We start from the raw sequence: 12,291 nt of genomic DNA, 5'->3' as shown, positions 1-12,291 counted from the left end.
ATGGCGGTCGCGTGTGGTCCGGCGACCGGCGCCGGACCACACGTCTCCGGATCGTCTCCGCTCAGATCTTCGGCAGACGGGTCTCGAGCAGGGGGGCGAGCAATTCGGCGTACTGGCTGGTCATGTGACCCTCGTCTCGGTAGACGAGCAAGTTGCCGACGACCGGCGGGCAGCTTCCCGACGTGCCGCAGAACCACGTGGTCGGGTCGATGAGCTTGATCTTGGCCTTGGTCGCCGCGTCGGCGATTGCGGCGCGGCGGTCCTTCGATGCCAGGGCGTCCGGCAGCTTGTTCGTGCACATGCTCGGGACGCGGGGGTTCTGGGCCAGACACTCGGGCGCGTCGCCCTTAGGCCAGGGGATGTCCTGGATCAGGGCGATCTTCGTGCCGGGCGCCTTGATGCGCTTGAGCGTCGTGGTGAAGCCCGCGCCCCAGGCGGCCGGGTTGTCGGCCGTCTTCGGGAAGATCGTTCCCTCCTCCGAATTGGACAGGACGACCAGCGCCGGGTGGAGTTTCTTGATCCTCGCGATCGCCTGGTCACGCCAGGTGGTGCAGCTCTTGTACGCCTTGCCGTTGCGCACCAGCTGGATGGAGGCGACTTTGCACGAGGCCTTGGTCCACGAGTACAGCTTCCAGTGCCTCTCGCGGGCGAGCTTGTCCAGGGCGGGGAACCAAGACGCGGCGTGCGAGTCGCCGAAGAGCACGACCGACTTGTTCGCCGTCAGGTCGCCGAAGGCGCACGTGGGCTCCTGGGTGGAGTCGTAGCCCACGTGGCAGCCGTTGTCGTAGACGATCGCATGGTCGCCCTTCACCGTGGTCAGGGACGGCGTCAGGTTGCTGGGAAGCCGGTCCTGCGGCAAACCTTCGGCCAGGCTGGACTTCAGGAACGCCTCCGGGTCGGGCGCCGAGGCCATGGCCTTCGCCAGGTCCGGGACCGGCGGGCCGTACGGGATGGAGGGGGGCAGACCGGCGGCCACCAGGGTGATCACCGCCGCGCCCGCCGACAGGGAGACGCCGAGCGAGATCGCGCGCCCCGGCCGGTTCTTGAAGGCGCGGTGGAAGCGCACCGGGTTCTCGACCAGGTAGAGCGTGATCGCGGCCATGATCAGACCGATGCCGCACAGCGCGAGGTTGAGCCAGACGGTGCCGTGCATGCTGAGCGCGGCGGGCCCGATGACCAGCAGGGGCCAGTGCCAGAGGTACCACCCGTAGGACAGGCCGCCGATCCGCTGGAACGGCGCCAGGCCCAGCAGTGACCGCGCGTCCCCGCGTGCCGCGGCCGTGCCGCCCGCGATGACCAGAGCGGTGCCGGCGACCGGCAGGATCGCGTGGTAGCCGGGAAACGGGGTGTTGTCGTCGAAGACGACCGCTGCGACGAGGATCGCGGCCAGGCCGGCCCAGGTCATGGCGGCCGCGACGGGCCTCGGAGTGCGGGCCAGACGCGCCGCCGCCAGGGCGACGAGCGCTCCCGCGCCCAGCTCCCAGACACGGGTCTGGGAGCCGAAGTAGGACCAGGGGGCCGACCGCGGCGTCTCCACGATGCTGAGCGCCAGGGACGCCACCGACAGCCCGATGAGCGGGATCGCCAGCCACCGGGTGCGGCTGGTCCGGCCGCCCCGCCCCAGCAGCCAGGCGGAGACGATCAACAGCAGGGGCCATACGAGGTAGAACTGCTCTTCGACGGCCAGCGACCAGAAGTGCTGGAACGGCGAGGGCGGGCTGCCCTCCTGAAGGTAGTCGGTGCCGGTGATGGCCAGGCGGAAGTTGATCGCGTAGAGCGTGCTGGCCAGGGCGTCCTTGGTGTATTCGGCGAACCTGACCGGTGTCAGCCACAACCAGGAGCCGATCACGGTGAACACGACCACGATGGTCGAGGCGGGCAGGAGCCTGAGGGCGCGCCGGGCGTAGAAGCGGCGGATGGAGATACGCCCGGTCGTGGACAGTTCGCGCAGCAGCAGCGAGGTGATCAGGAAGCCGGAGATGACGAAGAAAACGTCGACGCCGATGTATCCGCCGCCGACCAGAGCCACTCCGGAGTGGCTCAGCACGACCAGCGAAACGGCGATGGCCCGCAGGCCCTCGATGTCGGTTCGCTTCTGCGTGTGGTGTCGCGGTGGGGCCGTCTCGCCTCGGCTGGTCGTCTCCAGAGGTACGGGTGCAGCGTGGGTCACTCCGGGATTCTCCCGGACGTGGGCGCGAGCGTCTGCTGCTCGCGAGTCAATGTTGGGCGAGACGACATGGAAACAAACCGAAACAGTACTTCCGGGCATATGTCAAGATCTCACCCAGGGGTATTCCGTCGAAGTTCACGCGAGTTTCACGTGCGCCTCGTCCGGCGTTCGTACGGCCGGTCGGGCCGGGCTCCGTGCCCGCTGGATCGCCGCTCGGGGCACGCGAACGGCGGCTCCCTCGGCAAAGTGATCGTCCGCCTCTGACTAGCCTTTTCCCTGCCATGGGCATAAGTGGCAAAAATTGGGGCAATCATGATTTTTGGGGTGAGGCTGGATGGATGTGGAAGAGCTCGATGCGCTGTCGGCCAAGGAGCTGCATGACCGGGCGGTCCGCTATGCCGTACGGCACGGCGACTTCGGCTTCCTGTGGGACCTGCTGAAGCTGATCCCGGCGGCGGAGGCGGCCAGCGGCAACTCCGACGAGACGGCCAACGATCTCAGCCGGGTCTCCGCGCTGCTCAGCGATGCCATGGCGGCGGGGGAAGGCGAGCTCGGCGACGCGCTGCGGCCCGTCTACGTGGACTATCTCTCCAAACACCCCGACGCCTGAGCCGCAGCTCCGCACTCTAGAGCTCGAACGGGTCGAGGTGGACGTGGCGGTCGCGGACCCCGGCCTTGCGCAGTTCGGCGCCGACCCTGCGCACAAGGCCGGGAGGTCCGCAGAGGAAGACGTCCCGCTCCTCGATTCCCGGCGTCAGCCGCGTCAGCCCTGGCGCCGTGAGCGCGTCGGGAAGCCCGCGGCCGTCGCCCCCCGTGCCGTCTGAGGAAGGCGTCCTGACGTCCTCGTCCAGCACGTAGACCATCCGGGCATTCCGCGTCCTGGCCAGCGTGTCCAGCTCCTCCCGGAAGACGACCTCCTTCTCCGAGCGGGCCCGGTAGATGACGACGGTCCCCGGGGGCATCTCCTCCATCAGCGCCCTGATCGGGGTGATCCCGATCCCGGCCGCGATCATCAGGACTGTTTTGCCATGGCGGGTCGTGAAGCTCCCGTACGGCCCCTCCACGATCACGCGCGTGCCGACTCGCACGTCCTGCAGACCCCTCGTGTGGTCGCCCAGCGCCTTGACCGTGACGCGCAGGCTGTGCCCGTCGGGGGCGGCCGACAGGGAGAAGGGATGGGCCTGGCCCCAGCCGTCGCGCGTGAGGAAACGCAGCCAGAGGAACTGCCCCGGTCTGATCTGGAACTCCTGCATCCGGCGGCCGCCGATGTGGATCGAGGTGACGTCCGGCGTCTCCTGCACCACCTGGGACACCCGGAAGCCGTGCCGTACGGCCAGGCGGCCCGGCCGTATGATCCGCCGCCACACCGCCAGCGCGACGGCCGTGCCGTACAGGGCGATCCAGAAGGCCTTGGCGGCCCCGACGATGTCGGTGGAGATCGTGACGGTGTGCGCGAAGGCCAGTGCGGTGCCGAGGTAGGCGTAAAGGTGGAGGTAGTACCAGGTCTCATAGCGCATGCGCCGCTTGAACGCGCGGATCGAGGTCAGGCCGATCATCACGATCAGAGCGGTACCGACATACGCCGCGAGGAGCCAGGGATAGTCGTAGATGAACGTCAGGGTCTGGGCTCCCAGGCTCCGGCCGGCCGCATGTCCCACGGTGCTGAACACGATGTGAGCGGTGATGAACGCGAAGACCGCGCCGCCCAGCCTGCGGTGCCATACGGCGATGAGCTGCGTCTCCAGGACCCGGCTCATCAGGATGAGCTGCACGGCGACGAGATAACCCGCGATCAGGCCAGCGATCTTGGCCATGCCCAGCAGAGGGGCCGACGCGAAGCCGGCCGCCGAATTGAACGCCCATGGCGCCAGCGCCGCGACCGCCCCCGCCCAGAAGATCGCCGGCCAGAGCCACGTCACGAAGGCGCGAGCCGTACCTGCTCGTGGGCGGACCGGAGGGGCCGCGCCAGTCAAGTCGGTTGGTGCCATCCCACGACGATTGCTGACAGATATGAAACAGATCTGAACGAGTCGCCCGCGGGCGGGCGCCCGATCGCCCGGCCCGCCGGGGGACACGGCCGGAGAGCCGCGGCGTTCCTTCACGAACTTCTCATCGGCCCGGTCCAAGATTCGGATGTGGCCAAGACTCGGATGCTGGTCGTCGACGACGATGCTGAGGTGCGCGAGGCGGTCGCGCGGGCCCTGCGGGGAGAGGGATACCGCGTCACCACCGCCGGAGACGGCGAGGGGGCGCTCGCCGCGATCGCGAGAAGCGCGCCAGATCTAATGGTGCTCGACGTGCTGATGCCGCGCCTGGACGGCCTCGAGGTGTGCCGGACGCTGCGGAGGAAGGGCCATCGGCTCCCGGTGCTCGTGCTGACCGCGCTCGCCGACGTGGGGGACCGCGTGGCCGGGCTCGACGCAGGAGCCGACGACTACCTGATCAAGCCGTTCGCCGTCCAGGAGTTGTTCGCCCGGGTCAGGGCGTTGCTCCGCCGTACGGCACCGGCCGGCCCGGCGGCGGGCTTCTCCGACCTGACCCTGTTGCCTGAGAGCAGGCAGGCCAGGCGAGGGGGCCGGCTCATCGACCTGACCCGCACCGAATACGCCCTGCTCGACCTGCTCATCCGCAACGGCGGCCAGGTGCTCACCCGCAAGGTCATATTGGAGCGCATCTGGGGTCACGCCTTCCGGCCGTCGTCGAACTCGCTGGAGGTCTACATCCGCTACCTGCGCAGGAAGACCGAGGCGGCCGGTGAGCCCCGGCTGATCCATACCGTGCACGGCCTCGGGTACGCCCTCAGGGAGGCCACCGCGGCGGCCGAGCCCGGCGAACGAGAGGATCTCCGCCTAGGGTGATGTCATGGCATTTGTCCACGTTGAGCGCACTGAAGATGGATTCATCGCCCGGAACGACCGCGGGGCGGAGATCGTCATGAGCACGTCCGAGGGACGGTTCAGTCCGCTGGAGTTGCTGCTGGCCGCGGTCGGGGGGTGCAACATCATGACCGTCGAGCCGCTCACCGCCCAGCGCGGGCACCGGCTCGACCGGCTCGCCGCCGACGTGACCTCGCAGGCCGCCGGTCCGACTTTGCTGGAATCGGTCACGGTCACCTACGATGTCGAGCCGCCGACCGAGAAGGCGCGGGAGGTCTTCGAGGCCGTGGCGCAGCGGGTGCACGAACGGCACTGCATCGTGAGCCGCTCACTCGAAAAGGGAACCGAGGTCCGGATCGTGCTTGATGATTAGCCCGATTCCGGCCGGTCTTCTGGCCGCTCGCCTGGGGGTGGCTTGACCGTGTCACACCAGGTCAAGGCCGGTTGTAGGCTGAAAATCCACCTGTGGATGACGAGTTCATGACAACTCCGTCTGTAGTGTGGTAGCAGGTCGAGAGAGATCTGGGCCAACAGGCTTTACTAGGGCTTTTTCCATAAGGACGCGGAGGGGGAACCGCGTCCGAAAGAAAGCGGGGGCCCGCCGGTGCCTTTGGGGAGGGCATGTCTGGGCGGAACCGCTTCGGCTGGGGCCGGACAGTTGGGGGACTGTCCGGCCCCGGCGTCTTTTCTCCCCCTCCCTTGCCCGTGATCATGCAGAAGTTCGTGCGCAGCGGCTTTCAGCTGCGCCGACACCGTTCGTGATCATGCAGAAGTTCGGCGATTGCCGACCTGGCCTGTGACTGCGTAAAACGTGATCATGCAGAAAGGCTCTCCCCGGCTTTGCAGTCCGATCGCCTCACCCATCCGGTCGGCCCGCCGGCTCGGCCGTGGCCCATGTGAACGCGCAGCCTGTCAGGGCTCCGGGGGCCTTCCCTTGCCCGTCGCCATGTCGTGCTCTGCTCACCACGCCGACCGGTTCGGGCGTCGCCGGACATCACGGCGGCACGTGAGCTGTGTTCGTGGCAACCCTTTGACCAGGCGCGGCGGCGTGGCGGCGCCGACGTCCACATGCTCCCCGCGATCGAGGCGGGTGTCATCGGTGCTGTTCATCAACGGCCAAGCTCGGCGTGAATGACCGTCCGGCCGCCGTCACCGAGGCGTTCAACCGCGGGCGGGACACAGGCCCTGAGCGCCGTTCACCCCGGCTTTGGCTTTGCCGTACAGCCGTGTAACAGCGCTGAGCGCCGTCCACTGACCTTGGCTTTGCCGTACGGCGGTCGCTTTGCCGAATCGGGGAGGTCGGGAGAGACGGTGGGGTGGGGGTGGTACTACCCCCCTCTTTACGGCTTCCATGCCGACCTGTGCCTTACCCCTGCCACAAGCTCGCCGAGAGCTTGTTCTTTACTCTCCGACCTTTACTTCGGGGCGCCGTCACGCCCACATGACGGCGGTGCGCCGGGCAAGAAACCGGCTTGTGCTGGGGTTTGGTGTCCTGGTGAGGACTTGAGGGAACGCGGTAGATCTTCTGGGACTTATAAGGGATTTGCTTGGTTATGTCCTGACTCATCCTGTAGTGTCCAAATTGCTACCGACCGGTGGCTGCAAGACCGGAGACGAGATCAGCGGAGGGCGACCCCACCGCGAGCGGCTCCAGATTTTTCGGATCACGTCTGACATACGACGGCCCTCGGGCCGCTCCTCCTGGCCTCCGTGCCGGAGCGTGTGTCCCGCGGGCGATCGAATCAATCTCGCCCCGCTCAGCGGCGCGTGTCGCGTCGCCCGCCTTCAACCGGCGGGCGGATCGACGATGCGAAGACCGCCCGCCCAGTCGTCTCACGAAAGATCCCCTCCTCTCCATGAAGACCGTTCTAGACCCGCGTGCCAAAGCCTTCATCGATCTCTGTGGCAAGACGCTGACCGGCCTGCGTGACAAGGCCGTACGGGAGGTGCGCGGCCACCGGACCCTCGCATCCGTGACCGCCGTCGCCTGCGCCGGAATCATCGGCGGCTCCGTCATCGGCGTCGTGCCCGTCTCACAGCAGGCCGCCAACGCCGCCGGAGTGCCGGCCAACGAGCAGGTACTGCTGAGCGGCACCACCAGCGGGTCGTACTTCTGGGACGACGGTTCCGGCCAGCAGGGCGACACGGGGGTTCCCGCGATCGGCAAGCCCATGCAGCAGGGCCTGTTCGCCAGCCCCAGCTGGCCTCTCGGCACCGAGGGCTACATCCGCTACAACGGCAAGACGGCCAAGTTCTTCATCGGCGACCGCGGCCCCGGCACCCCTTCGGACGACGGCGTCATGCTCGACATCGACGGCAAGACCTACGCCGACCTGGTCGGCGCCACCTGGGACTCCCAGACCCTCACCGTCGGCAGCGACCAGGGCCACATTCAGGTGGACTACATCGTGACCAAATGGGGAGACGGCCCCGGCAAGAGGGGAACGCCGGTTCCCTTCTCCAGCGGCGCATGGGGCAGCAGCTGACGATCTCCACCGTGGCGTCCTTCCCGTGCGGCATTTCGGATGTGCGCAGCGCCTGACAGGCTGCTAGGGTTACGCACGTCGCAAGCGCCGCTAGCTCAGTTGGTTAGAGCAGCTGACTCTTAATCAGCGGGTCCGGGGTTCGAGTCCCTGGCGGCGCACAGCGGAACCAGCCAGCGCGTTCATGATCTCGGTCGTGGCGCGCTGGTTTCGTTTATCTCCCGGTTCATCTCCGCCCCCGTCGCGCCCATCACCCCTCGGACCGGGTGCGGGCCAGGGCCGCCCGGATCGCGGTGAAGCACGCCGGACGATTCGGCCTCACCGCGGCCGAGCAGATCAAGGAAGCCGCGACCCGATCTGGTAGCCCACGTGGCCGCCGGTGGCATGATCGACTTGGTTGTCCCACTGAGTGCGAGGTGCTGACTGTGGCCGATTTCGTAGCGGGTGAGACCGCGCTCATTGCCGCTGTTCCCGAGGCGGAACCCGTGGTGGGCGAGTGGAGGAGCAGGTTCGACCCGTCGGTGGCCTACGGGGTACCGGCGCACGTGACGATCCTCTATCCCTTCCTCCGTGCCGATCGGATCGACGCCGGAATGCTGGCGGATCTTCGCGCGCTGTTCGCGGCTCATGCGCCGTTCGACGTGCGGTTCTCCGGCTGCGGCCGGTTTCCCGAGGTGCTCTATCTCGCTCCCGACCCCGGCAGGCCGTTCGCGGACCTGACCGAGGCGGTGGCGGCGCGCTGGCCGGAGGCTCCGCCGTACGGCGGGCGGTTCGACGAGGTCGTTCCGCATCTGACCGTGGCGGACGGTGTGCCGGTCGACGTGCAGGACACGATCGAAGCCGGGCTCGCCGCCGGCCTGCCGGTCGCCGCGCATGTGAGCAGCGTCTCGCTGCACTCCTACGACGGGACGATCTGGCGGAATGTCGCCTGCTTCCCGCTCGGTGAGCCTTCCTAGCTCGGCGTTTTTGTCGGTGGGGCCGTACAGAATCAGCAGGGTCTTTCCCTTCTGGAGGTCTCGATGGCGAGGCGTGGATCACCGGTGCGGAAAGGACGGCGTGGCGGCAAGAGAGGCGAGAGCGGCGTGTGGTGGGCGCCGGCCGTCGGGGTGGTGCTGCTGATCGCCGTCCCCAATGTCGTGGCGTCGTCGTGGACGACCCTGCTGGCCGTCGCCGTCGTGCTCGGCGTCCTGGTGGGCGTGGCGGTGCTGGTGATCCGCCGGCTCGGCGCCGCCTACCGGAGGGACGCGCTGCGCAGGGCGGGGGTGGAACGGCTGGATCCGCGCCGGTTCGAGGAACTCGCGGCCGAGTTGCTGCGCCGCGACGGGTTCAGGAGGGTGAGTGTCGTCGGAGGGGCGGGTGACCGGGGAATCGACGTGGTCGGGGTGGCCTCCGACGGCGCCAGGTACGCGATTCAGTGCAAGTACTACACGAGGGCGGTCGGCCCCGGTCAGGTGCGTGACTTCGTCGGGGCGCTGCAGGCCAAGCCGTACCGCGACCATCGGGGCGTCCTGATCACCTCGCACTATCTGAGCGCGGAAGCCACCCGGACGGCCGGCGAGCACGACCTGATCGTCATCGACCGTGACCGGCTGGGAGACTGGCTCATCGACGCCTACCGGCTGGGGCCCGGCAGGCGTCCACCGGCCTGGCTGGTGCGGTTACGCCACGGCAGGGAGGCGAGATGACGCGGCTGGTCGACGACGAGACGCTGGAGCGGTCGGCGGTGGTGGCCAACCGCACGATGAACCGCGAACGCTGCCTCACCGGTTCCAACGGATACGGCCGTGAGCTCGGCATGGACGTCCTTGCCTTCCTCCGCTCCCGGGCCTCGGGGCGGCGGGTGCGCTGGCTGGACCTGTGCTGCGGTACGGCACGCGCCCTCTTCGAGGCGTCCCATCAGCTCGGTGACGACGCCGAGATCGTCGGCGTGGACCTCGTGGGCTACTTCGCCGGGCCTCCAGCCCCGCCACGGCTGCGGCTGGTCACCGGCTCGATCATCACGTGGGAGCCGGACCGGCGGTTCGACCTGATCACCTGCGTCCACGGCCTGCACTACGTCGGGGACAAGCTCGGGCTTTTGTCCCGGATCCCCGCGTGGCTGGCGGACGGCGGCCTGTTCGCCAGCAACTTCGACGTGCGCAGCGTCGTGCTGGAGGACGGCTCGCCGGCGGGGCGGCGGCTCACCTCGGCATTGCGGGCCGCCGGGTTCGCCTACGACTCCCGGAACCGCCGGATCAGCCACCGCGGCGAAGCCGGTGAAAGGGCGCTGCCCTACCGATACCTGGGATCGGACGAGCATGCCGGGCCTAACTACACCGGACAGCCGGCGGTCGACTCCTACTACGCAGCTCTGACCTGACAGACCTTCGGCGCATGACGGACGGCCTGCGCCGATCGAGGTCGATGGCGTGGGCGAGCCGTCTGCCGGGCAAGTCCGGCACGTCGGCGCTCGCCGTATAGGCACTAGATCATCGCTAATATCCGTACGAAATGGATGATCTGCAAAAGGCCCAAGACTTCGTGAAGTCTGGCGATATTTCCGGACTTATGGGCAATCTGCGGTTCACTGCGGAGAAGTTGCCCCTCGCAGAGGTGGCGCGCCTCGTCGGGTGGGCGGCTGCCGGCATGAGCTTCGAGGACCTCACCGAGGCGTCGTCCCGTCTGGCCGCCTCCCCCGGCGAGCCGCAGGCGATGTACGACTTCGGGTATGCCTGCGTCGAGCGGGGAGTGCCTTACGTCGCGATACCCGCGTTGCGAGAGGCTCTGCGTCACGTTCCCGGCTCGATGGTCGTCGTCGCGGAACTGGTGGAGGCGTTCGAGGGCGAAGGGCGGCACGCCGAAGCGGTGGCGGTCCTGGCCGAACGGGACGCCGCCCTGCAGGACTGGCCGGACCGATACCTCCTCACCTACAACGCGATCATGGCTGGTGACCTGCCGGTGGCCGAGGCGAACTTCGCCCGGCTCGCGCAGCCCGGTGACCCTCGATGGCGGCCGGCGTGGGAGCGCGCCGGCCGCATGCTCGGCCGGGCCGCAGCGGCCGCCATCGCCACCTCGCTCGACCACCGTGACCTGCGCGGCTGGCATTTCGTGCTGACCGGCGGCATCCTCGCCACCATCTCGCCGCATGGCTTCGACCAGGGAATGAACGGCCGCTACGCCTACCAGCAGGACACTCCGGACCAGTGTCTTCTCGGGCTGCTGCGGCTGCGGCGAATCCTGGAGGCGACCCGAACACGCCCGCGTTCCGTCAGCGTTCTGCCCGACCGGTCGAGCCGCATCCTGGGTCTGGCGGCCGCCGAGATCCTCGGGCTTCCGGCCGAGCCGTACAAGCCGGGCCGTACGGACACCGTCGTCGTCGCCTACGACCTCAACGAAGCCGGCGACGAGATCCTTACGGGACTGAGGGACCGGGCGCCGGGTGAGGTGCTCTTCGAACACGCCACCTGCTGGACCGATCCGCCACAGGTCACCGCCGACGTGAGTGTGCTGCTCCGCCAGGCCGGCGGGCCGTCGTGGGGAGGCGTGTTGCGCGCGGGCCCGGACGGCTCGGCCGAGAGAACACCGCCAGACGAACGGCCGGCTGACGAACTGGCGGCGGAGATCGTCCGCGCCGAGCCGGAGTCCGGCCTGGACTCTGACGCCGACGGGACTCCCGCCGACACCGACGAGGTCCTTTCCGCGTTCGTGGTCGGCGTCGCGGACCGCTGGCTGGCTGGGCCCAGAGACGGTGTGCGCTCGTCAGGGCCGGTCCCCAGCTCTCGGTTCCGATGATCGTGCCCGTCGAAAGGGCCTCGGCATGACCGTCAGCGCGGGCTGCGGGGAAGCGCTCGCCGGTGCTGCCCGCGATCACCTTCCCGGCGATATCGCAGACGTCTGGATCTCGCTGCTGCGGCCGGGCATCCGGCTCCGGCATGCGGAGGAGGGCGACCAGATGGCTGGGCATCTCGGCGGGCAGCCCTCGCTGCCCCCGGGCGTGCCCTGGCCCGAATGGGAGGAGCAGGGGCCGCTGGCGTTCGTCGCCTGCCTGGACTGCGCGCACCTCGCGGGCGTCGGGGGGCTTCCCGCCGACGGCGTCCTGTCGTTCTTCTACTTCGACGGCCAGATCGACGACGGCGACACCATCGTGGGCCCGTGGGATCCCGGAACCCAGGCAGGGGCGCGCGTCCTCTACGTCCCCGCCGGAGTCGAAACGTCGCCGCGCGAGGCCCCCACGGGGATCGAGCCGTATCCCCGCGTGCCACTGCGGGCCGACCTCGTGGTGACCGCTCCGCCGCCGACGCATCCCGTCGTCCTGGCGGCCTTCCAAGCCGACTTCGGCACGATCGCCGACCATCCCGTCTCGGCGCGCGCCTTCCGCCAGGCGTTGCCGTCGAGCGGGGACATCGGCCACCGGGTCGCCGGTTATGCGGCACCCGTCCAGAACGACGTGGAGTACGAGATCGCGACGACCGTACTCGGCGACGTGGAGTGGCACGATCCCGCGCTCCAGGAAGAGGCCGCCGGGTGGGTGCTGCTCGCGCAGTTCGACACCGACGACCGTGCCGGCATGATGTGGGGCGACGTCGGCGCCCTCTACTGGCTGATCCGGCTGGACGACCTCGCCGCCCGGCGTTTCGACCGGGCGGTGTTCACCTGGCAGTGTTGCTGACTCTCTCGGTAGTCAGAAGGGCGGCACGTCGTTCGGGTCGTCAGCGGACGGCTTGCGGGACTTTTCCGCCGGTTCACGGCCTGCCCGGGCCGGTTGTTGGAGCGCGGGGTCTGG

Annotated in this window: 11 protein-coding genes and 1 tRNA gene; 10 read left to right on the top strand and 2 right to left on the bottom strand. The window is 68.7% G+C overall.

Going from position 1 to position 12,291, the window contains the following annotated elements; genetic code table 11:
- Positions 1 to 61 precede the first annotated feature (61 nt).
- The gene (locus Pth03_RS20030) at positions 62 to 2,170 is read right to left on the bottom strand and encodes an acyltransferase family protein (protein WP_203945852.1); all 2,109 of its coding nucleotides are present in this window, start codon (positions 2,168 to 2,170) and stop codon (positions 62 to 64) included.
- A gap of 334 nt (positions 2,171 to 2,504) precedes the next feature.
- On the opposite strand from Pth03_RS20030, the gene Pth03_RS20025 reads away from it, so the two are divergent.
- Positions 2,505 to 2,780: a hypothetical protein gene (locus tag Pth03_RS20025; RefSeq protein WP_203945851.1), complete on the top strand. Its 276-nt coding sequence runs from the start codon at positions 2,505 to 2,507 to the stop codon at positions 2,778 to 2,780.
- A gap of 16 nt (positions 2,781 to 2,796) precedes the next feature.
- Here Pth03_RS20025 and Pth03_RS20020 read toward each other — a convergent pair whose 3' ends face one another.
- On the bottom strand, positions 2,797 to 4,089 hold the full coding sequence (locus Pth03_RS20020; RefSeq protein WP_203945850.1) for a ferredoxin reductase family protein: 1,293 nt from the start codon (positions 4,087 to 4,089) through the stop codon (positions 2,797 to 2,799).
- 216 nt (positions 4,090 to 4,305) lie between these two features.
- Here Pth03_RS20020 and Pth03_RS20015 point away from each other — a divergent pair, with 216 nt between their 5' ends.
- The 9 genes from Pth03_RS20015 (at position 4,306) to Pth03_RS19975 (ending at position 12,177) form a co-directional block, all read left to right on the top strand.
- Positions 4,306 to 5,028, top strand: coding sequence for a response regulator transcription factor (locus Pth03_RS20015; protein ID WP_444544174.1), 723 nt, complete (start codon positions 4,306 to 4,308; stop codon positions 5,026 to 5,028).
- 4 nt (positions 5,029 to 5,032) lie between these two features.
- Complete coding sequence (locus Pth03_RS20010) at positions 5,033 to 5,419, top strand: OsmC family protein (protein WP_203945849.1); 387 nt, start codon at positions 5,033 to 5,035, stop codon at positions 5,417 to 5,419.
- Positions 5,420 to 6,902: 1,483 nt separating this feature from the next.
- A complete protein-coding gene (locus tag Pth03_RS20005; RefSeq protein ID WP_239119199.1) occupies positions 6,903 to 7,532 on the top strand; it encodes a hypothetical protein in 630 nt (209 codons plus the stop codon).
- Positions 7,533 to 7,616: 84 nt separating this feature from the next.
- Positions 7,617 to 7,690 (top strand) — tRNA-Lys (locus Pth03_RS20000).
- 264 nt (positions 7,691 to 7,954) lie between these two features.
- Positions 7,955 to 8,485 carry a 2'-5' RNA ligase family protein gene (locus Pth03_RS19995; protein WP_203945848.1) on the top strand — a complete coding sequence of 177 codons (531 nt, stop codon included), beginning with the start codon at positions 7,955 to 7,957 and terminating at the stop codon, positions 8,483 to 8,485.
- Between the two features lie 84 nt (positions 8,486 to 8,569).
- Positions 8,570 to 9,214: a restriction endonuclease gene (locus tag Pth03_RS19990; protein WP_203945847.1), complete on the top strand. Its 645-nt coding sequence runs from the start codon at positions 8,570 to 8,572 to the stop codon at positions 9,212 to 9,214.
- Positions 9,211 to 9,888 carry a class I SAM-dependent methyltransferase gene (locus tag Pth03_RS19985; RefSeq protein ID WP_239119198.1) on the top strand — a complete coding sequence of 226 codons (678 nt, stop codon included), beginning with the start codon at positions 9,211 to 9,213 and terminating at the stop codon, positions 9,886 to 9,888. Before Pth03_RS19990 ends, Pth03_RS19985 begins: the two co-directional genes overlap by 4 nt.
- A 188-nt stretch (positions 9,889 to 10,076) precedes the next feature.
- On the top strand, positions 10,077 to 11,300 hold the full coding sequence (locus Pth03_RS19980) for a tetratricopeptide repeat protein (RefSeq protein WP_239119197.1): 1,224 nt from the start codon (positions 10,077 to 10,079) through the stop codon (positions 11,298 to 11,300).
- 25 nt (positions 11,301 to 11,325) lie between these two features.
- Complete coding sequence (locus Pth03_RS19975) at positions 11,326 to 12,177, top strand: YwqG family protein (RefSeq protein WP_203945845.1); 852 nt, start codon at positions 11,326 to 11,328, stop codon at positions 12,175 to 12,177.
- Positions 12,178 to 12,291 lie beyond the last annotated feature (114 nt).

It is taken from the genome of Planotetraspora thailandica (genome assembly GCF_016863335.1).
Lineage (GTDB): Bacteria > Actinomycetota > Actinomycetes > Streptosporangiales > Streptosporangiaceae > Planotetraspora > Planotetraspora thailandica.
The sequence above is the reverse complement of the archived record's forward strand: the minus strand, read 5'-3'. Positions and strand labels throughout refer to the sequence as shown.